This window comes from Massilia cellulosiltytica, assembly GCF_047325105.1.
In the GTDB taxonomy this organism is placed as follows: domain Bacteria; phylum Pseudomonadota; class Gammaproteobacteria; order Burkholderiales; family Burkholderiaceae_D; genus Telluria; species Telluria orientalis.
The window spans coordinates 4,552,550-4,572,383 of record NZ_CP168562.1; the positions used below are offsets into that span (position 1 = coordinate 4,552,550).

Here is a 19,834-nt window from a genome sequence, read left to right on the forward strand (position 1 = left end):
TAGATGCCGCACACTGTGCGTCCCCATGAGTTCCAGTCCTACAGGCCATCTTCAAAGAGACCTACGCGGCAACAAGAAATGCAATAAAAACGGGGGCCGCAGCCCCCTTGCGCCTGTCGGCGACAACGTCAGAAACGGTATTTCAGGTTCACGTAGAACTGGCGGCCGCTGACGTCCAGCTTCTGCTGCTCCTCCTCGCTGTAACGATAGTAGGCGCGCTTCGCATTGGTCAGGTTCGTCGCATCGAACGTGAGCAGCAACTGCGACGTGAGGTTGATGCTGGCGTTGAAGGCCAGCGTCGTCACCGGCGCGGCCATCGTCGGCGCCGTCGGCATCAATACGCCGTTGACGCTGTACAGGCCCTGGCTGTTGGCCGTCGGCGCGGGCGCCGTGGAGCTGTTCACGTATTCGCTGCGGTAGTTCGCGACGAGGCGCAGCGACACCTTGTCGTTCTCGAAATAGCCGCCCAGGTTCGCGGCCCATTCGGACGCGCCGACCATCGGCCGGCCGTCGTCGACCTTCGTGTGCGCGCGGCTGATGTTGCTGGTGAAGCCGAAGCCCGTCGTGCCGAACGGTTGTTCGTACGACAGTTCGAGGCCGGCGATGTGCGCCCCCTGCTGCTCCGACGTCTGGACCGTGTACGTCTTCATCGCCTGCGCCGCCGAATCCCACAGGTCGATCGTGGCGCCGCCCGTGGTGCCGGTCTTCGCATAACCCTGGATGCGCGAGTAGAACAGGTCCACGCCCACCATCGAGCGGCGCGAGAAATACCAGGCCCACGACGCGTCGAGATTGTCCGACGTGAGCGGCTTGATGTCCGGGTTCGGCCCCGTCACGCGGCAACCCTGCGCATCGCACGTCGGGGAGCCGAAGCCGGCGCCGAGCAGGTTGTAGTTCTGGCGGCCCACCGTGCGGCTCGCGCCGAAACGCAGGATCTGGTCCTTCGTCAGCTCGTAGCGCAGGTTCATGCTGGGCAGCCAGTTGTTGAAGCGGCGGTCCGTCTTGATGAAGTAGTAGGTGTTGCCCGTGTTGTTCTTGAAGGGCTCGTTGTCGTAGACCGGCTGCACCTCTCCCGACGTCGTGATCGCATCCGGATAGGCCGCGCATGGAATCGCCGGCTGGCCGGGTGCGGCACGCAGGCAGACGCCGGCCGGAATCGGCGTCGGGATGTCGGCGTTGATACGCGTCTGCACGAAGCGCAGGCCCACGTTGCCGGACCAGCGCTCGCCTTCCAGGTTGGCCATCACATAGGCCGCGCTCTGGCGTTCGCGCATGTGCAGTTCGGACGCGATGCGGCGCTCGTACTGGTCGCTCGTCGCCTTCGTCGCGCCCTGGAAGTAGGCCATCAGCACGGCGGGGTCGAACGTGTAGCCCGTGTTGTCCCAGCCGGCCGGGCCGTCGAGACCGGCGCCGAAGTCGGACGGCCACGGAATCGTGCCGGTCGGCGCGCCGATCGTGATGTCGCGGTTGTGATAGGCCGGGTAGCGGCGCGCGCTGTCGCGGTGGTGGTCGGCGTAGCGCACGCCGCCTTCGACCGACTGGACCCAGCCCTTGTCGACGCGCCATTCGCCGTCGACCTGGCCGCTCGTCTCGCGGTCCGTCGTCTTCAGGCCGGAGATCGTGCGCACCACCAGCTGGTCGGGCCTGGCGCCGGTGCCGTAGTACTTCACGTACGGCGCGTTGTCGACGCCGGCCAGCGCGTACGACACGCCCGTGCCGAAGCTCGCATAGGTCAGGCCCTGGTCATAGTCCGTCTTGCCGACGCCGCGCGTCGTCGACAGCAGCGTCTTCAGCGTGAGATCCTGGTTCACGCGCCACTTGCCGTCCAGGTCGAGGAATGAACTGGTGGCCCGCGCGCCCTGCCGATAAAAGCCTTCCGAGTTGCCGATGTATTGGGGCGGCGTCCCGTCGGGGAACATGATGTCGGCGCTTTTCAGCACGCGCAGCTGGTCGCCGTACATCGTCGTCTCGGTGACGATGACGGGATTGCGGATCGACGCGAACACCTGCTGGCCCTGGGCGCCCGCCGTGTTCGGCGCGGTCGCGCCGGTGGCGCCGTCGGCCAGCGACGCTTTACCGAGCAGCATGCTGTACATCGCGCCGGCCTTCAGGCGGCCGTAGTTCGGCGCTTTCAGGGTGGACGTAAAACCCGTCACGGTGACGTCGACGTCCTGGTTCGGCTTGAACTCCAGCGAGAACATGCCGCCCTTGCGGTCGCGCACGCCCTCGACGAATTCCGTGCTCATCGAACCGGGCAGGCGCACCCCGTTCAGGTCGGCGGCCTTGTAGCCGCTGCCCGCCAGCGACGCGTCCGTGATGCCCTTCATCGTGCTCGTGTTGATGACGTCCCACCCGCTGCTCGTGCCGTACGCGAGGCGCGACGCGGAGTCGCGGCGGATGTAGCGCTTTTCCGCGAAGCCCTGCAGGATGAAGCCGAACGTGCCCGCCTCGTTCTTCCAGTTCACGGACGCGTTCAGGTCGGGCGCCGTCTTGCCCGGCAGGGTCGCGTAGCTGGCGCCGACGCTGGCCACGCCCGACAGGCGCTCCTTCTGCGCCAGGGGTTTGCGCGTCGTGACGTTGATGGTGCCAGCGAGGCCGCCGTCGACGATGTTCGCCTGCGACGTCTTGTACACGATGGCCTGGTTCAGCACCGACGACGGCATCAGGGACAGGCTCGTGGAGCGGCTGCTCGATGCCTGGTCGGCGATGTACCAGTCGCCGCTGCTCACCGCGTGGCCGTTGAACACGATCAGCGACATGTCCGGATTGGTGCCGCGCATCGCCACCTTTTCCGCTTCGTCGTAGTCGGTGCGCACCGCCACGCCGGGCAGGCGCTGCAGCGAATCGGCCAGGTTTTTGTCCGGCATCTTGCCCACGTCCTCGGCGGTGATCACTTCGACGTTGGCGGTGGCATCGCGCTTGACGGCCAGCGACTTCGCCATCGACGCACGGATGCCCGTCACTTCGACCGTTTGCATCTGCGTGCTGCCGGCGTCGTTCTGGGCCAGCGCGGGCGTACCCGCCACGCCCAGCCATGCCAATGCGACAGCGGCCGCGAGCGGCTTCTGCTTCAACATTTCTCTCTCCTCTGTAGTCATCGTCGGGGCCGGTGTTTCCCGGTCTCGCGCTCAGTATTGACGATGACAAAGTCGTTGGATAATGATTACTGTTGAAGAATCTATAACTAAAAGGAATGCTCGGACTGCAATTTATTTTTTGACGGCACCGGCCGGCCGGGTTAGCGTAGCGTTTTATCCATCGAGACCCGCCATGCGTCCTGTCCGCGCGCTGCCCGCGCTCCTGCTTTCCATACTCGTTGCCGGCTGCGCGACGCCGCCCGCCGTGCCGCCCGCCGCCGATGCGGTCGCGGTTGCGCAAACCGCGGCCACCGAACCGCTCGACGCGATCCTGGCCAAGCCCCTGTACCGCATGCACCCCGTCGAAGCGGGCCGTTACATCGCCTGGGTGCACGAGGCCGAGCCCGACCTGCGCAAGCGCATCGCCGCCATCGGCCGCAAGAACCTCGGCCAGCCGTATCGCCTGAACCTGCTGGGCGAGTTCCCCTACCAGGTCCATGACGACCTGCCGATGTTCAGCCTGGATCACAGCGACTGCGTCGTGTTCGCGGAGCACACCTACGCGATGGCCCTGTCGCAGTCGTGGGAAGAATTCTTCTGGATGCTGCAGCGCATCCGCTACCGCGACGGCGTCATCGGCGTGGCCACGCGCAACCACTACACGGAGATGGACTGGAACGTGGCGAACCGCTGGCTCGTAACGGACATCAGCGCCGACCTGGCCGGCCCGGATGGCCCGGCGTACACGATGACGATCGACCGCGCCCGCTTCCTCAAGACGCGGCACCACACGGACGCCAGCATCCCCGTCGAGACAAGCCGCCAGGCCTACGTGCCGAAGGACCGCGTGGCGACCATCGCGGGCCAGCTGCGCGAAGGCGATCTCGTCAACGTGATCTCGACGCGCGACGGCCAGTACTGGGCTTCGCACGTAGGGCTCGTCGTGCTCGGTCCGGACGGCGAGCGCCACTTCCTCCATTCCTCCGAGCCGCAGGTGCGCGAGGAAACCTTCGAGTCCTACATCGCCCGCGCCGCCGCGCGCGAGGAACGCAACCGCCAGGTGGGCAAGAACGGCCAGGTGCTCGCCGGCTTCAAGTTCCTGCGCCTGAACGACGACATGGTGGTGCCGCCGATGGCACCGCAGCCGCGCCCGGGCCGTCCGGCCGGCGCCTGAATCCCGCCTCCACCGCGTCCATCACCCGTGATGGACGCCCTCTTTCACTCCCCCTTCATTGCCGCCTTCCGCCTGGCAGTCCCCCCCGCATTACGTTTTGAATCGGCGCGAATTCCAATTAGAAAATAATGGGAAATATTCTTTGAATTAATTTCCCAATGTTATCGCTTATGGATTCCGAAAAGAATTCCCTATTCCCGGTTGAGCATGGTCAAATCTTTATCGATGTGTATCGAGATAATAAATAGACCTGCTCATCAGAATAACAAACGACAATTTATCCGCGAATAAATATAAGTCTGACTTCGCCTTTCCGGGATACCAGTGCTTGTTTCAAACTTTGGAAGTTTGCATTCATTAACTCACGCAATGCTTCAGAATCATGGCCAAGCTCAACCAAGTATTCGTTCGTCGAATTTGCTCCCGGATGGTGTCCCTGCATCGCACGTCGAAAATCGCGCTGATGATCACGGCCGATCTGATCGCACTGCCGTTTTGTTTCCTGGGCGCGATGCTCCTGCGCGGCGGCGATTTGAGACTCGCCTCCCATTTCGGGCCGGGTTCTTATGTTCTCGTAGCAATCGTCACGATAGCGGCGTTTTCCATTTCGGATCTTTATCGCGCCGTGATTCGTTTCATCGACCAGCGTTTATTGAGCGCGACAGGCGTGGCATTGGCGATTGCCGTTCTCTGTGCATACACCATCACGTTTTCTGTGAACGAAGCAAATTTTCCACGCAGTGCCTTGGCCATTTATTGGTTTATCGCTTTTTCGTATGTCGTTGCATCGCGCATCGGTGTACGCAATCTGCTGCGTAACCTGAACGGGAACCAGCGCGGCACGTCGGAAGTGGTGGCAATTTATGGCGCCGGGGAATCCGGGGCGCAGCTAGCGCAGACGATGCGCAACAGCGACGAATATCGCCCTGTCTGCTTTTTCGATGACAAACGCGCCCTCAGTGAACGCACCATCGGCGGCCTCCGCGTTTTTCCCACCGATCGTCTGGTGGAAACGGTCAATGCAATGGGTATCCGCTCGATCGTGATCGCCATCCCGGCCGTGGCGCCCGGCCGCCTGCGCGACATCATGCAGCGGCTGGCCCAGGCCGGTATCACGACCAAGATCCTGAGCCGTCTCGTCGACCTCGCCGACGACAAGGTCACGCCGCGCGAGAGCATCCGCGACCTGAAGTTCGAAGACCTTCTCGGCCGCGCGCCCGTGCCGCCGCGCCTCGACCTGTTTGCGCTCTGCGTACGCGCAAAAAACGTCATGGTCACGGGCGCAGGCGGCTCCATTGGCAGCGAACTCTGCCGCCAGATCGCCACCTTGAGGCCAAGCCGGCTGCATCTGCTCGACCACTCCGAATTTGCCTTGTACACGGTCCGCCAGGAGATGGCCAATCGCTTCCCCGACGTCCCCGTGGACGCCCATCTCGGCTCGGTCTGTAATGCGGACCTGATCGAACGCATCCTGCGCGACAACCGCGTCGACACCATCTACCACGCCGCCGCGTACAAGCACGTTCCTCTTGTGGAAACGAATATCGTCGAAGGCCTGCGCAACAACGTGATGGGCGCCCAGGTGATCGCCACACAGGCCGCAAGACACGGCGTCGAAACCTGCGTGCTGATTTCGAGCGACAAGGCGGTGCGTCCGACCAACATCATGGGCGCCAGCAAGCGCATCGCCGAACTCATCTTTCAGGCAGCGGCCGCGCGGCCCGGCACGGACACGACGTTCTGCATGGTTCGCTTCGGGAATGTGCTGGGGTCGTCGGGCTCGGTGATTCCGCTGTTCCAGCGCCAGATCGCACGGGGCGGCCCGGTCACCATCACGCACCCCGACGTATCGCGCTACTTCATGCTGATTCCCGAGGCGGCCCAACTGGTGATCCAGGCAGGGGCGATGGCAAAGGGCGGCGACGTGTTCGTGCTCGACATGGGCGAGCCCGTACGTATCCTGGACCTCGCACGGACGCTGATCGCATTGTCCGGCCTGACCGAGAAGACGCCGCAGAATTCGGGCGGGGATGTCGAGATCAACTATGTCGGCCTCTTCCCTGGCGAGAAGCTGCACGAGGAATTGCTGACCGACGGCGTCGTCTTCCCAAGCGAACATCCGCGCATCATGCGCATGAAAGAGAACGCCTTGCGGCCGAGCGTGCTGGACACCTTCATCAACTGCCTCATGATGGCCTGCGACACGCATGAACGCGGGCTGATCGAAGGCATGGTCAAGGCCATCGTGACGGAGTACAACCCCGGCCGGCATGCCGAAGGGGCCGCACCGGCCCCCGCCCCGGCACCGGCCGTGGCCGCGCCGGCACCCATCGCTGCGCCGCAGGAACGGCTGGCCCTGATCAAGAAATTCGTGCCGTTCCGAATCTAGGCGCGGCAACCGGAACGACCCTTTTACCCAACCAGTTCGGCGAGGACTCACATGCGTGACGAAAGCAAACCGGCTTATCTCGAACAACTCACTGCCCGTCTGAGTGAGCGCACTGCCCTCATTGGCATTATCGGCCTGGGCTACGTGGGCCTGCCACTGACGCTACGCTATGCCGAAGCCGGCTTCCGCGTACTCGGGATCGACATCGATGGGAGCAAGGTCGAACGCCTCAACCGGGGCGAAAGCTACATCAACCACGTCCCCGCTGCCGACATCGCACGTGCGCGCAGCCAGGGCTTCGAAGCGACCACCGATTTCACCCGCGCGGGAGAACCGGATGCCTTGATCATCTGCGTGCCGACGCCGCTCAATCCGTATCGCGAACCCGACCTGTCTTTCGTACTGGAGACGACCGAAGCCCTGCTGCCGTTCATGCGGCCAGGACAGGTGCTGTCGCTGGAAAGCACCACGTACCCGGGTACCACCGAAGAGGAACTCAAGCCGCGCCTCGAATCGCGCAGCTTCGTCATCGGACGCGACATCTTTCTCGTCTTTTCTCCCGAACGCGAAGACCCGGGCAATCCCGACTTCCACACCCGTACGATACCCAAGGTCTGCGGCGGCGTGACGCCGGCCTGCCTCGAAGCGGGAATCGCCCTGTATGGCGCGGCCATCGACCGTGTCGTCCCGGTCAGTTCGACCCGCGCGGCGGAGCTGACCAAGCTGCTCGAGAACATCCACCGGGCCGTCAACATCGGTCTCGTCAACGAGATGAAGATCATCGCCGACCGCATGAAGATCGACATCCACGAGGTCATCCGCGCAGCCGCAACGAAACCGTTCGGCTTCACCCCCTATTACCCTGGTCCCGGTCTCGGTGGGCACTGTATCCCGATCGACCCGTTTTACTTGACGTGGAAAGCGCGCGAATACGGCCTGCACACCCGCTTCATCGAGCTCGCCGGGGAAATCAACAGCGACATGCCCCACTGGGTCGTCAACAAGCTCACGGATGCGCTCAACCAGCGCGGAAAAGCCGTGATGGGAAGCCGCGTGCTGGTGCTGGGCATCGCCTACAAAAAAGACGTCGAGGACATGCGTGAATCGCCTTCGGTCGAACTGATGGAAATCCTGCGCGACAAGGGCGCCGTCGTCGACTATGCCGATCCACACGTGCCCGTCTTTCCACGCATGCGCGAACACCACTTCGACCTGAAAAGCGTCGAACTCACCCCGCAGCGCATCGCGTCCTATGACGTCGTACTGCTGGCCACGGCACACTCCGCCTTCGACTATGACCTCGTACGGCAATACGCCAGCCTCATCGTCGACACGCGCGGCGTCTACCTCGCCGCGCTACCCAACGTCGTGAAAGCCTGAGGACCGCCATGATGCGCCACTATCCTGCCCCCATCCAGGACCGCAAGATCCGCTTCGCGCTGGTCGGTTGCGGCCGCATCGCCAACAATCACTTCGAGGCCCTGCGCAAACACCAGGACCGCGCCGAGCTGGTCGGCATATGCGACGTCGACCCGCGCGCGCTCGACCGCGCGGTCGGACTGACCGGCGCCGAAGGCTACGCCAGCCTCCAGGAGATGCTGCGTCGCGCCGACGCCGACATCGTCGTCGTCACCACGCCCTCGGGCCTGCACCCCGAGCAGTCGATCCAGATCGCCAACGGCGGCCGCCATGTGATGACGGAAAAGCCGATGGCGACCCGCTGGGAGGACGGCAAGCGCATGGTGGCCGCGGCCGACGCCGCCGGCGTACGCCTGTTCGTGGTCAAGCAGAATCGCCGCAACGCCACCCTGCAGCTTCTCAAGCAGGCCGTCGACAAGAAGCGCTTCGGCCGCATCTACATGGTCAACCTGAACGTGTTCTGGACCCGCCCGCCCGAGTACTACCACAGCGCCAAATGGCGCGGCACCTGGGAATTCGACGGCGGCGCCTTCATGAACCAGGCCAGCCACTATGTCGACCTGATCGACTGGATCGTCGGCCCGGTCGAGAGCCTGCAAGCCTATACCGCCACCCTGGCGCGCGACATCGAGGTCGAGGACACCGGGGTGCTCAGCCTGCGCTGGCGCAACGGCGCCCTGGGTTCGATGAACGTCACCATGCTGACCTACCCGCGTAACCTCGAAGGGTCGATCACGATCCTGGGCGAGCACGGCACGGTGCGCATCGGCGGGGTGGCCGTGAACGAGATTCAGCAATGGGAATTCGCCACGCCCGATCCCGACGACGACAGGGTACGCGACGCCAGCTATGAAACCACCTCGGTCTACGGCTTTGGCCACCCGCTGTATTACGACAACGTGATCAAGGTGCTGCGCGGCGAAGCGGAGCCCGAGACCGACGGACGCGAAGGCCTGAAGTCGCTCGAAGTACTGATCGCCGCCTATAAATCGGCGCGCGACGGCAAGCGCGTGGCCTTGCCGCTGGAGTACTGATCATGAACGCTCCCATCGACAGCAGGGACATCCACCCGAGCGCGATCGTCGACGATGGCGCCGTGCTCGGGCCCGGCACCCGGGTCTGGCACTTCTCGCATGTCTGCGGCGGCGCCCGCATCGGTGCCGGCTGCTCGCTCGGCCAGAACGTCTTCGTGGGCAATGACGTCGTCATCGGCGACCGCGTCAAGATCCAGAACAACGTCTCCGTCTACGACGCCGTGACGCTCGAGGACGAGGTGTTCTGCGGCCCCAGCATGGTGTTCACGAACGTCTACAACCCGCGTTCCGGCATCGTCCGCAAGGATCATTACCGGCGCACGCTGGTCAGGCGCGGCGCCAGCATCGGCGCCAACGCCACCATCGTCTGCGGCGCGACGATCGGCGCCTACGCCTTCATCGGCGCCGGCGCCGTGGTCAAGCACGACGTGCCCGACTTCGCCTTGATGGCCGGGGTGCCGGCGCGCCAGGTCGGCTGGATCAGCCGTTTCGGCGAACGCCTGCCGCTGCCGACGGCCGGCAACGGCGAGGCGGTCTGCCCGCACACCGGCGAATCGTACGTCCTCGTCGACGGCGTCTGCAGCCTCGTTTCCGCCCCCTCCCGACTCTGAACCGCCCCGACTCGCGAACGGACCGACTACCATGGAATTCATCGACCTCAAGTCCCAATACCAGGCATCGCGCGACCTGATCAACGGCCGCATCCAGGCCGTCCTCGACCATGGCCAGTACATCATGGGCCCCGAAGTAGGCGAACTCGAGGCTCGCCTGGCCCAGTTTGCGGGCGCCCGCCATTGCATCACCGTGGCCTCGGGTACCGAAGCGCTGCTGATTGCGCTGATGGCGCTCGGCGTGGGCCGCGGCGACGAAGTGATCACGACCCCGTTCACGTTCATTGCCACCGCCGAGGCCATCGTGCTGCTCGGCGCGACCCCGGTGTTCGTGGACATCGATCCGGTCACCTGCAATCTCGCCCCCGCGCTGATCGAAGAGAAGATCACGGCGCGCACCCGGGCAATCATCCCCGTGTCGCTGTACGGGCAGCCGGCCGACATGGACGAGATCAACGGGATTGCCGAGCGCCACGGCCTTGCCGTCATCGAGGATGCCGCCCAGAGCTTCGGCGCCACCTACCGCGGCAGGCAGAGTTGCAACCTTTCCGGCATCGGCTGCACCAGCTTCTTTCCCAGCAAACCGCTCGGCTGCTATGGCGACGGGGGCGCCCTGTTCACCAGTGACGACGAGCTGGCCAAGGCCATGCGTGAGATCCGCGTGCACGGCCAGTCGAAGCGCTACGTGCACACCCGCATCGGCGTCGGCGGCCGCATGGATACCCTGCAGTGCGCGATCGTGCTGGCCAAGCTGGACCTGTTCGATTGGGAACTGCAGCAGCGCCAGCGCGCCGCCTCCGCCTACGATGCGCTGTTGCTCGGCAAGGACATGGGGGTTCGTCCGGTCGGCCGGCGGGACGACCGGACCAGCGTCTACGCCCAGTACACGGTGGTCGTGGAACAGCGCGATGCGCTGCAGGCGGCGCTGCATCGGGCCGGAATTCCGACCGCCATCCATTATCCCGTCCCCATCCACCTCCAGCCTGCCTATGCATCGCCGGGTGCGGCGGATGCTTGCCCCGTTGCCGTCGAGATGGCCGGAAAAGTGATGAGCCTGCCAATGGGCCCATACCTGTCGACGGCGAGTGCGCAACACGTTGCAACGGTATTGCTGGACGCGGCCGACATCAGCCGGCGCAGCAGCGTGGAACCCGTGGCATTGCCGGAGTAAGGCCGTTCAGCAAAGGATGCCTCACCATGTGCAAGGTCGTTCATCTCACGTCGGCCCATCCTCGCAACGACACGCGCATCTTCATCAAGCAGTGTCGGACCCTGGTCGCACACGGGTATGACGTGACGCTGGTCGTTGCCGACGGTCTGGGCGACGACCAGCGGGATGGGGTAGCGATCGCCGACGTCGGCCTCCCGGGTGGCCGCGTCAAGCGCATCCTGCGGACCACCCGCCGCGTCGGCGACAAGGCAATTGCGCTCGATGCCGATATCTATCACCTGCACGATCCCGAGCTGTTCCCCGTGGGATTGCGGCTCAAGCGGCACGGCAAGAAAGTGATCTTCGATTCGCATGAAGATGTTGCACGCCAACTGCTGGGCAAGCCCTACCTGGGACCGCTGTCGCGCAGACTGCTGTCCTCTGCCTATCTGGCCGTGGAGCGTCACGCCTGCTCGCGCTTCGACGGGATCATCACGGCAACTCCTTTTATTAGAGAAAATTTTCTCAAGATTCATCCTCTTACTGTCGACGTGAACAATTTCCCCATGGAGGGGGAACTCGACGGTGACGGCCCCTGGGAAAACAAGGAGGCCGAGGTCTGCTATGTCGGCGGTATCGGCAGTATTCGCGGCATCCGCGAGCTGGTCCAGGCGGGCGAATTGCTGGCCTCGGCGGCGCGGGTGAACCTGGTGGGGACATTTTCCGAACCCTCCGTCGAGGCGGAAGTGAAGGCGAACCCTGGATGGCGTCGCGTGAATGCCCATGGGTTCCTCGACCGCCACGGCGTGCGTGAGGTGTTGAAACGTTCGATCGCAGGCATCGTGACGTTCCATCCGCTGCCGAACCACCTGGATTCCCACCCGACCAAGATGTTCGAGTACATGTCGTCCGGTATTCCCGTAATCGCCTCGAATTTCCCGCTCTGGCGCGACATCATCGAAGGCAATCGATGCGGGATCTGCGTCGACCCACTCGATCCCGAAGCGATCGCAGCCGCGATAGATTACGTCGTGACCCATCCGCAGGCCGCGAGGGCGATGGGCGAAAACGGCCGCCGGGCCGTGCTGGAAAAGTACAACTGGACTGTCGAGGCAAACAGGCTGACCGACTTCTACGGAGCGATATCCCATGACAAGCAAGCTGTCGCAGCTGTTTAACCTGGCCCTCGACATCAGCAAGCTTCCGGTCGCACGCCTCGAATTCCGCCTGGATCTGAACCCGGATAGCGTACGGCGCATGCACGCCCATTTCACCAAGCCTCACCCGAGGTACAAGATCTTCCAGAATAAATCGTTAGGTGCGGCACTCGTCGACCTGAAGCGCTTTGCGGACCCCGACGAGTATATGGCGAATATGAAAGGGCGTAACTCGGCGGGATCCTACGCCAGGAAAGCCAGGTCACGTGGTTACTCGGTCGTCGAGATCGACAGGAACGCGTTCGTCGAGGACATCCATGAAATCAACACCTCGCTCGATCAACGCCAGGGCCGGCCGATGGCCGACGCATACCGGCAAAAACAGACGCACTTCAGCCCAGAGAAGAACTACAAATATTTCGGTGTGTTGAACTCCGCCGGGAAATTGACAGCCTACAGTGACATTGGTTTTTTCGGCAATTTTGTCGCCTTCGACCGCCTGCTCGGCCTGCGCAACAACGACGGCGCAATGCACCTGATGGTAACGGAAATTATCTGCCGGATGATCGAAAGCCACGTCTACGGCTACCTCATGTATGACACGTTCTTCGGTGCCAGTCCCGGGCTCAGGACCTTCAAGACGATGCTCGGTTTCGAACCCTATCGCGCAAAATATTCACTCCAATGACTCCATTACTAAGGCGTATCTATAGCGATTACGGGATGCCGTCGCGCCTGCGTACGCACGAAAAGCTGATTTGTGCCGCCAGGGATGCCGGCTACCTCCAGACCTCGATCCGCGATTTCCTCGACCGTACGCGGGCCGGCGTTTCAGCGGCGTCGACATTCATCGTGCATCGGCATGACATCGATACGGACCTGCGCACGACCAGGAAATTATTTGAGGTGGAAAAGAAGTATGGCGTCAAGGCGAGCTATTACTTCAGACTGTCCACGCTTGACTTTGGCCTGATGCGTGAAATCGAAGATTACGGCAGCGAGGCCAGCTACCACTACGAAGAAGTGGCCTCTTTCGCCAAGAAGAACAAGATCAAGGATCCTGCCCTCGTGCGGGATCGACTCCCGGAAATCAGGAATGTCTTCCGCAAGAACTTCCAGTGGTTCGAACAGCAGCTTGGAAAAAAACTCCGCACCGTTGCCGGCCATGGTGACTTCGCGAACCGCCGCCTGAAGGTGAACAATACGGAAATCCTCGCGGACCAGCAACTGCGCGAAGAATGTGGCATCGAGTGCGAGGCCTACGACCGCAGCCTGCTCGACCATATCGACATGTATATCGTGGACCGTCCGCCTCCACAATATTACTGGCCGACCTCGCCCCTGAACGTCGTCTCCGCACACCGCAGCCTCTGCCTCGTAACCCACCCACGGCAATTCGAAACGAACTGGAAGGAAAACACCAAGGACAATCTTTTCCGCTTTTATGAAGCTGTGACGTGGTAAGCGGCACCCCGCATTCAACCGGTAAGCAAAGAAAGCTCATGAATACAAAGAAAATCGTCACAGTGCTCGGCGCTCGCCCCCAATTCATCAAGGCGAGTGCGGTCTCGGCCGTCCTTGCCGAATCCGGCCAGCTTTGCGAGACCGTCGTGCACACCGGCCAGCACTTCGACGCCAACATGTCGGATGTATTTTTCGCCGAGCTGGGCATGAAGCCGCCCGCTTATCAGTGCGGGATCCATGGCGGCACCCATGGCGACATGACTGGACGCATGTTGATCGACATTGAGAATATATTGTTGCTAGAGAAGCCTGATGCCGTCCTGGTATATGGCGATACCAATTCCACACTTGCAGCATCATTGGCGGCGGTCAAGCTACATATCCCGGTCGCGCATGTCGAAGCAGGTTTGCGTTCATTCAACATGAGATCTCCGGAGGAGGTCAACCGCATCCTTACGGACCGGGTCTCGCGCTGGCTCTTCACGCCGAACCATGAGGCGGGCGTGCATTTACTGAGCGAAGGCGCCAGTGCCGATCGTATTCATCAAGTCGGCGACGTCATGCTCGATGTCGCGCTTCGGCATGGCGCACGGGTCACGCCCGACGGGGGTGTACTGGGGCGGCTGCGGGATGAGCACGGTGTCCGGGCAGGCGAGTATTGCCTGGCCACCATACACCGGGCAGAGAACACCGACGATCCCGCCAGGCTGACAACGATAGTCGAAGCCCTTTCGCGTTTCGCCAGCGATATCGACGTCGTACTGCCCCTGCACCCCCGTACGCGCAGCACTCTCGCGAAACAGGGCAAATTGAAGGCCTTGCAAAACGCAGTGGTCGTGCTGGATCCACTGGGCTATCTGCCAATGGTGCAGCTGGAGAAATACGCTGCGATCATTGCTACCGATTCCGGTGGCGTCCAAAAGGAAGCCTTCTTCTATGGTGTTCCCTGCGTGACCTTACGGGATGAGACCGAGTGGACGGAGTTGGTGGATGCCGGATGGAACCGGCTGACGCCACCAGTCGATGCCGCTTCCGTGCTGCATTCCCTGCAAGCCAGCCTTGGACTTGGACTTACCGGCAAAGACATTGCGCCTTATGGCGTGGGGGACGCGGCGACCCGGATCGTGAAACGTCTATCGGACGAGCTTGCCTGAACCACCGACGCTGTGCCAGCGCGCCGTCGGCGGACACCACGGAGGTACGCATGAGAAAGTCGACACCCCACGAAAAGCCAAGCCATGTGCCGAACCGTCACGGAGCCCGGGCCGGCGGCGTCCTGCAGCTTCAAGTGGCTGCGCGCGTGGTTTCACTCATCAGCTTCGCTGCCCTGCTCGCTTCCTGTGCCGACACCAGACAGCTGTACGTGGCCCCCCATGGCGCCGACTCGAACCCTGGAACGAAAGACGCGCCCTTCCTGACGATCGGACGTGCCGATGCCGCCGCTGCTCCGGGCTACACGATCCATGTGGCGCCCGGCGAGTACAGGGTCTCCGCGCCACGCGCGGACAGCGCCGGCATCAGCACGCTGCGCAGCGGCACCTCCTCCGCTCGGCTCAAATTCATATCAGACGTCAAATGGGGCGCAAAAATCATCGTGTCGGGAACCGGCATCGCCTGGCATTCAAAAGGAAGCCATGTCGATATCGAAGGTTTCGACATCAGCGGCACCGGGCGGCACGGCATTCTGGCAGACGGCACGAATCTCACGATCGCGAATAACTTCATTCACGAGCTGACGGTCAGCGGCGGGTGCACCGGTAATGGCGGCGCCGCGATCGATACCAACGGCGGTGATGGCAACGTACTGATCAAAGGGAACGTGGTCAGGAATATCGGCCATTCGATGATTGGCAAGTGCAACACGGTGCAGGGAATCTACATCGCCAACCCGAAGAATACGGTCGTCGACAACATCGTGTCCGGCGTTGCGCTGGCAGGTATTCAACAGTGGCATGGCGCCACGGATTCAACCATTGTGCACAACACGGTCTTCGGCTGCAAAATCGGCATACTCATCGGCGGTGGCGACGCCGGCACCTTGCCGAACGGTTCAGAAAACAATTACGTCGCAAACAACATCGTCTACGACAACATCACCTACGGCATTATCGAAGTCGGCAAGGTCGGCGCCAACAACCGCTACATCGATAACCTGGTGTACTTGAGCGGAACCAGTGTGCGTGCGGCCGGCCACATCAGCGGCACCATCTCAGCTGATCCCGAATTCGTGAATTATCAGGCTGACGGCACCGGCGATTATCGTTTGCGGAAAAGCTCGCCGGCCATCCGCAAATACGCCACCGCTTCTTCCCACGAAACGCGAGCAGAGCTCGGGGCATACAGCATTGGGGCTGCCGGACATTAACCGGGACTGTGCAAGCCCACTTTCGACGCACCTTGCAGTGCTCGCGGCTGCCGAGCGGCACACGCGTCTACACCGCTGGTCCATCGATAAGGCTGGTCACGCCCGGAGAAATAGAGCGCGACGTCGACCAGCCGGTGGTTGATCGTGGACGGCTTTACACTGCAGATAAAAAAGAAAGTAAGCAAACTCATCGCCACGGTCTGGCGATTTGCACCGGGCGCCGGCATTGTCGCCGACAGACGTACAAACACACGGCCGGCAGCGACGCCGAGCACCAGGCTCGCCAGAACCTCCGAAGCCGTATGGAACCTGAACAGGATGAGCAGTGCGCCGAGACCAATGCTGAGCGCCACACCGGCCGCGAATCCGCGTTCGCGCCAGCGGTCAGGGGCGCCTTGCAGCAGGACGAACAACAGAACGGGCAGTACTGCCGCTGTCCGCCACGCGTGACCGCTGAGCGCCTTGAAACCAAGCGAAGGCACATACAGCCCCCACCCGAGGAAGGCAAGCTTGGACAGGGCCACCAGCCCCAGGCCGGCGGCAAAGATCAGGCACCAGCATGACGCCAGCTTCCACGCCCGGCCGCAGATGAGCCAGACAGCGATCGCACCCGCCGTTGGCACCATCACCGCCGTATGGCCGATATCGATGACATGCATCCACGCCATCATGGACTCGCTGGCTCTGCAGCGCCTTCCGCCATGGTCATGACTTCCCGAATGACCCGACAGGTCTTCTGCATATCCTGCTCGCTCAGCGACGGGTGTACGACGAACATCAGGCTTGTCTCGCCCAACGCCTTCGCGACCGGCAACCGGTTCGTCGGGCGGTAGCCTGTGTTATCGAAAGCCTTCTCCAGATAGAGTTCGGAACACGTGCCTTGCACGCACGGGACACCTCTTGCAGAGATTTCCTCGATGATCCGGTCACGCGTCCAGCCGCCTGCCAATTTCTCGGGCTCCACGAACACGTAAAACTTGTAGAAGGCGTGCTGCACGTCAGCTGGCATGACGGGCACCCGCAATACGGCGAATTCCCGGCATGTAGCAGCGATCCTCGATGCATTCGCCCGCCGCTGGGACGTCCACATGGGCATGTGCTGGAGCTGGATACGCCCGATAACGGCCTGGATTTCCAACATCCGCCAATTGGTACCAAAGGACTCGTGCACCCAACGGTAGCCAGGGGGATGCTGACGTTCGTACATGGCCTCCCACGACTTGCCATGATCCTTGTATGACCACATGGTGGTCCACCATTCGCGGGAATTGGTGGTCACCATGCCGCCCTCCCCGCCCGTGGTCATGATCTTGTCCTGGCAGAACGACCAGGCGCCGATGTGTCCGATGCCCCCCACCATCCGCCCCTTGTAGCGCGCGCCGTGGGCCTGGGCGCAATCCTCGATCACGTAGATGCCGCGTTCCTGGGCAAGCTCCATGATAGGGTCCATGTCACATGGCCAGCCCGCCAGGTGTACGCAGATGATGGCCCTGGTACGTGGTGTCAGCACGGCCCGGATGGTCTCGGCCGTAATATTCTGGCTGTCCCGGTCGACATCCGCGAACACGGGAACCGCGCCCGCATTGACAATGCAACTCGCGGAAGCCAGGAAGGTTCTTGGCGTCACGATCACTTCGTCGCCCGGCGATATGCGGAGTGCCTTGAGAGCCACGTCCAGCGCGAGCGTACCGTTCGACAGCGCAACGGCGTACCGAGTCCCGACCCATGCCGCAAATTCCTTTTCGAACTCCCGGCATTCCGTGCCCGTCCAATAATTGACCTTATTCGACAGGATGACATTCCTGACAGCGGTTGCTTCCTCGATTGAGAAGCTTGGCCAGGTAGCGCATGAAGTACTCATGACCTTATCCGAAAATGGTGTGAAAAATATAGCGAAGATCGCGCAGCAGGGAATAATTATTGAAATACTCCCGGTTTATTCTTACCTTGTCGGGCCAGATGATCCGGTCGTTATACGTCTCCGGATCATCGACCGCCGCCAATATGATCTCCTCATCCTTGTATTTGATGGATGCCGGGCCGGTAATCCCTGGCCGCAATGAGAGAATGATGCGGTCCTCACCCTGCAGACGGTCTGCATACCCAGGCACATCCGGCCTGGGGCCGACAAAGCTCATGCTTCCAGCCAGAACATTAAACAGCTGAGGCAACTCATCGAGTTTGTATTTCCTGAGAAGCCGGCCGGATTGCGAAATCGACGCGAGATTTCTGGACGCGATGGGACTGCGCTGGGTGTCGCTCGGATACATCGTCTTGATTTTACAAACACGGATGACGCGACCATGGCGTCCGATGCGCTTTTGTATAAAAAAGCCATTACTCCGAGTATCAATTGTCGCCACAAGCCAACATAAGACGATGACTGGCGCGAGCAACAGCACCCCCGCAAGCGATGCAACGATATCAAATGCTCTTTTAAATAAAATGTCGGCTTTTGACATTCCGCGCCTCATCGATCGGCAATACGCATGGCCTGCCTTTCAGGCACTGCAGGCAGCCAGAAAACGTTCGCTCAGGATTGGATAAATATGGTTCTCCATGACAAACCGCTTGCCGCACAGCCCCATGGCTTGACGCTCGCCGGGACTCAAAGCCAGCAGATTCCGGATGCCTTGCGCCGCGACTGCCGGATTTTCGGGTGCGACCGTCAAACCGCATCCCGCGTCGCCGACCGGATCGTTACCCGCGTCGACGGCGTGCAATACCGGGCGGGCAGCCATCATGTAATCCATCAGTTTGTTAGGCGCGATACCGAAGCGGTAGAGAGATTGGCGTTGCCAGCCGATATACGCAATGTCGAAACGTCGAAGCAGTGCTGGAATCTGCTCCTTGGCAATCGGATCGATGAAACGAACGTTTTGCAACTGCTCTGTCTGCGCCCGGCGCTGCAAGCCCGCTTTTTCCGGACCGCCTCCGACCAGCACAAAAACCACTTTGTCGTCGCGCATAAGTGCTGCGGCATCAAGCAAGGTGTGCAGCGAGTTCGATACGCCATGAGTGCCTGCGTAGCCAACCACGAAGTTTCCTGCATCCCTGATAGCGGAAAGTACCACCTCGACGCTTGCCTGGAGTTCGGCGCCTCCCGTCGTCCACTCCCGCGGATCGACGCCATTCGGGACGATGTGCAATCTGTCACGCGGTACCCCGCGGGATTCCACGTAGTCATGCACTTTCGGAAGCATGGACACGACCGTATCCGCATGACGATAGGCATAGTCCTCTGCTGCTTGCACCAGCATGATGAAGGGATGCCTTTTCGACATCCGCCCCAGTTCCATTGGCGTCAGCGGCCATAAGTCATGTATTTCGAAGATGAGTTTCGCACTGGCCAATTTTGCTATCCGGCGCGCGGGCCAAATGTCCATTGGATAGGTGCTCGACGCAATGACCACATCCGGCTTGAACGATGCGGCAATTCGCTTGCTCTCGAAATACAAACGGCTGACGAAGGATGCCATATTGCGCACCCGTCCAATACCGTTACCGGAATACGCGGGCGTCTCAAGCCATGTGTATCGAATACCGTCGATGGTCTCGTTCAGGCCGTCCTGGCCCGCGAGTCGAGGCTGCCGGCTTCGGATGTGAGATTGTGAAGCTGCAATAATCTGCACATCATGCCCCATGCGCACCCATTCTCGTGCCAGGTAATACGGGCGGTATTCCATGCCATAGTGCGGCGAACCCGCATAATGATTGACGTAGAGAATGCGCATCGTTTCGACACCTGGTAATCCAGCAAGACGATCGAACAACAGGTGCGATTATCATATTTTTAAGACCGCACAAACTGATTAGCATCAATCGTAACTAATCCGACTATTTATCGAATTTTTCTCCTATTCCATTGAGCGAACTTAAAAAGTTGGGGCCCGAGTATTTTCTCGTGTTTTGATGTGATTTAGCTTTATGCAGCATCAATAACGCCAATTGCCGGCATCGATATCGTCCGATAGAGAACCAGTCGCATAGCTCC

General features: G+C 61.5%; 16 protein-coding genes. 11 read left to right on the forward strand and 5 right to left on the reverse strand.

The window, feature by feature from the left end:
- Positions 1 to 128: 128 nt before the first annotated feature.
- On the reverse strand, positions 129 to 3,077 hold the full coding sequence (locus ACEN9H_RS19815) for a TonB-dependent receptor (protein ID WP_413671794.1): 2,949 nt from the start codon (positions 3,075 to 3,077) through the stop codon (positions 129 to 131).
- A gap of 193 nt (positions 3,078 to 3,270) precedes the next feature.
- On the opposite strand from ACEN9H_RS19815, the gene ACEN9H_RS19820 reads away from it, so the two are divergent.
- The 11 genes from ACEN9H_RS19820 to ACEN9H_RS19870 all read left to right on the forward strand — a co-directional run bounded on the left by ACEN9H_RS19820 (position 3,271) and on the right by ACEN9H_RS19870 (position 15,840).
- On the forward strand, positions 3,271 to 4,251 hold the full coding sequence (locus ACEN9H_RS19820; protein WP_413671795.1) for an N-acetylmuramoyl-L-alanine amidase-like domain-containing protein: 981 nt from the start codon (positions 3,271 to 3,273) through the stop codon (positions 4,249 to 4,251).
- Positions 4,252 to 4,633: 382 nt separating this feature from the next.
- Entirely contained in the window at positions 4,634 to 6,640 is a 2,007-nt protein-coding gene (locus tag ACEN9H_RS19825; RefSeq protein WP_413671796.1) for a polysaccharide biosynthesis protein, read from the forward strand.
- 51 nt (positions 6,641 to 6,691) lie between these two features.
- Complete coding sequence (locus tag ACEN9H_RS19830) at positions 6,692 to 8,020, forward strand: nucleotide sugar dehydrogenase (RefSeq protein ID WP_413671797.1); 1,329 nt, start codon at positions 6,692 to 6,694, stop codon at positions 8,018 to 8,020.
- Positions 8,021 to 8,031: 11 nt separating this feature from the next.
- A complete protein-coding gene (locus ACEN9H_RS19835; RefSeq protein WP_160409046.1) occupies positions 8,032 to 9,093 on the forward strand; it encodes a Gfo/Idh/MocA family protein in 1,062 nt (353 codons plus the stop codon).
- 2 nt (positions 9,094 to 9,095) lie between these two features.
- Complete coding sequence (locus tag ACEN9H_RS19840) at positions 9,096 to 9,704, forward strand: acyltransferase (protein WP_413671798.1); 609 nt, start codon at positions 9,096 to 9,098, stop codon at positions 9,702 to 9,704.
- 31 nt (positions 9,705 to 9,735) lie between these two features.
- A complete protein-coding gene (locus ACEN9H_RS19845) occupies positions 9,736 to 10,875 on the forward strand; it encodes a DegT/DnrJ/EryC1/StrS family aminotransferase (RefSeq protein ID WP_413671799.1) in 1,140 nt (379 codons plus the stop codon).
- A 26-nt stretch (positions 10,876 to 10,901) separates the two neighbouring features.
- Positions 10,902 to 12,032 carry a glycosyltransferase family 4 protein gene (locus ACEN9H_RS19850; RefSeq protein WP_413671800.1) on the forward strand — a complete coding sequence of 377 codons (1,131 nt, stop codon included), beginning with the start codon at positions 10,902 to 10,904 and terminating at the stop codon, positions 12,030 to 12,032.
- On the forward strand, positions 12,004 to 12,699 hold the full coding sequence (locus ACEN9H_RS19855) for a hypothetical protein (protein ID WP_413671801.1): 696 nt from the start codon (positions 12,004 to 12,006) through the stop codon (positions 12,697 to 12,699). Before ACEN9H_RS19850 ends, ACEN9H_RS19855 begins: the two co-directional genes overlap by 29 nt.
- Before the next feature lie 35 nt (positions 12,700 to 12,734).
- Positions 12,735 to 13,475 (forward strand): hypothetical protein, encoded by a 741-nt coding sequence (locus ACEN9H_RS19860; RefSeq protein WP_413671802.1) that lies wholly within the window; start codon positions 12,735 to 12,737, stop codon positions 13,473 to 13,475.
- A 38-nt stretch (positions 13,476 to 13,513) separates the two neighbouring features.
- Entirely contained in the window at positions 13,514 to 14,629 is a 1,116-nt protein-coding gene (wecB, locus tag ACEN9H_RS19865) for a non-hydrolyzing UDP-N-acetylglucosamine 2-epimerase (protein ID WP_413671803.1), read from the forward strand.
- A gap of 50 nt (positions 14,630 to 14,679) precedes the next feature.
- Entirely contained in the window at positions 14,680 to 15,840 is a 1,161-nt protein-coding gene (locus ACEN9H_RS19870; protein ID WP_413671804.1) for a right-handed parallel beta-helix repeat-containing protein, read from the forward strand.
- Here ACEN9H_RS19870 and ACEN9H_RS19875 read toward each other — a convergent pair.
- The 4 genes from ACEN9H_RS19875 to ACEN9H_RS19890 are packed head-to-tail and all read right to left on the reverse strand — an operon-like array spanning position 15,837 to position 19,574.
- Positions 15,837 to 16,499, reverse strand: coding sequence for a membrane-associated phospholipid phosphatase (locus ACEN9H_RS19875; RefSeq protein WP_413671805.1), 663 nt, complete (start codon positions 16,497 to 16,499; stop codon positions 15,837 to 15,839). The genes ACEN9H_RS19870 and ACEN9H_RS19875 overlap by 4 nt on opposite strands.
- A gap of 8 nt (positions 16,500 to 16,507) precedes the next feature.
- The gene (locus ACEN9H_RS19880) at positions 16,508 to 17,701 is read right to left on the reverse strand and encodes a DegT/DnrJ/EryC1/StrS family aminotransferase (RefSeq protein ID WP_413671806.1); all 1,194 of its coding nucleotides are present in this window, start codon (positions 17,699 to 17,701) and stop codon (positions 16,508 to 16,510) included.
- Between the two features lie 4 nt (positions 17,702 to 17,705).
- Positions 17,706 to 18,302: a sugar transferase gene (locus tag ACEN9H_RS19885; RefSeq protein ID WP_413671807.1), complete on the reverse strand. Its 597-nt coding sequence runs from the start codon at positions 18,300 to 18,302 to the stop codon at positions 17,706 to 17,708.
- Positions 18,303 to 18,341: 39 nt separating this feature from the next.
- A complete protein-coding gene (locus ACEN9H_RS19890; protein WP_413671808.1) occupies positions 18,342 to 19,574 on the reverse strand; it encodes a glycosyltransferase family 4 protein in 1,233 nt (410 codons plus the stop codon).
- Between the last annotated feature and the right edge of the window lie 260 nt (positions 19,575 to 19,834).

Bases quoted from the DNA above. Each gene is read 5' to 3' on its own strand.
- ACEN9H_RS19885 (WP_413671807.1), bottom strand. From the start codon at position 18,302: ATGTCAAAAGCCGACATTTTATTTAAAAGAGCATTTGATATCGTTGCA.
- ACEN9H_RS19855 (WP_413671801.1), top strand. From the start codon at position 12,004: ATGACAAGCAAGCTGTCGCAGCTGTTTAACCTGGCCCTCGACATCAGC.
- ACEN9H_RS19815 (WP_413671794.1), bottom strand. From the start codon at position 3,077: ATGTTGAAGCAGAAGCCGCTCGCGGCCGCTGTCGCATTGGCATGGCTG.
- ACEN9H_RS19880 (WP_413671806.1), bottom strand. From the start codon at position 17,701: ATGAGTACTTCATGCGCTACCTGGCCAAGCTTCTCAATCGAGGAAGCA.
- ACEN9H_RS19860 (WP_413671802.1), top strand. From the start codon at position 12,735: ATGCCGTCGCGCCTGCGTACGCACGAAAAGCTGATTTGTGCCGCCAGG.
- ACEN9H_RS19875 (WP_413671805.1), bottom strand. From the start codon at position 16,499: ATGCATGTCATCGATATCGGCCATACGGCGGTGATGGTGCCAACGGCG.
- ACEN9H_RS19845 (WP_413671799.1), top strand. From the start codon at position 9,736: ATGGAATTCATCGACCTCAAGTCCCAATACCAGGCATCGCGCGACCTG.
- ACEN9H_RS19890 (WP_413671808.1), bottom strand. From the start codon at position 19,574: ATGCGCATTCTCTACGTCAATCATTATGCGGGTTCGCCGCACTATGGC.
- ACEN9H_RS19870 (WP_413671804.1), top strand. From the start codon at position 14,680: ATGAGAAAGTCGACACCCCACGAAAAGCCAAGCCATGTGCCGAACCGT.
- ACEN9H_RS19830 (WP_413671797.1), top strand. From the start codon at position 6,692: ATGCGTGACGAAAGCAAACCGGCTTATCTCGAACAACTCACTGCCCGT.
- ACEN9H_RS19840 (WP_413671798.1), top strand. From the start codon at position 9,096: ATGAACGCTCCCATCGACAGCAGGGACATCCACCCGAGCGCGATCGTC.
- ACEN9H_RS19850 (WP_413671800.1), top strand. From the start codon at position 10,902: ATGTGCAAGGTCGTTCATCTCACGTCGGCCCATCCTCGCAACGACACG.
- ACEN9H_RS19825 (WP_413671796.1), top strand. From the start codon at position 4,634: ATGGCCAAGCTCAACCAAGTATTCGTTCGTCGAATTTGCTCCCGGATG.
- ACEN9H_RS19835 (WP_160409046.1), top strand. From the start codon at position 8,032: ATGCGCCACTATCCTGCCCCCATCCAGGACCGCAAGATCCGCTTCGCG.
- wecB (WP_413671803.1), top strand. From the start codon at position 13,514: ATGAATACAAAGAAAATCGTCACAGTGCTCGGCGCTCGCCCCCAATTC.
- ACEN9H_RS19820 (WP_413671795.1), top strand. From the start codon at position 3,271: ATGCGTCCTGTCCGCGCGCTGCCCGCGCTCCTGCTTTCCATACTCGTT.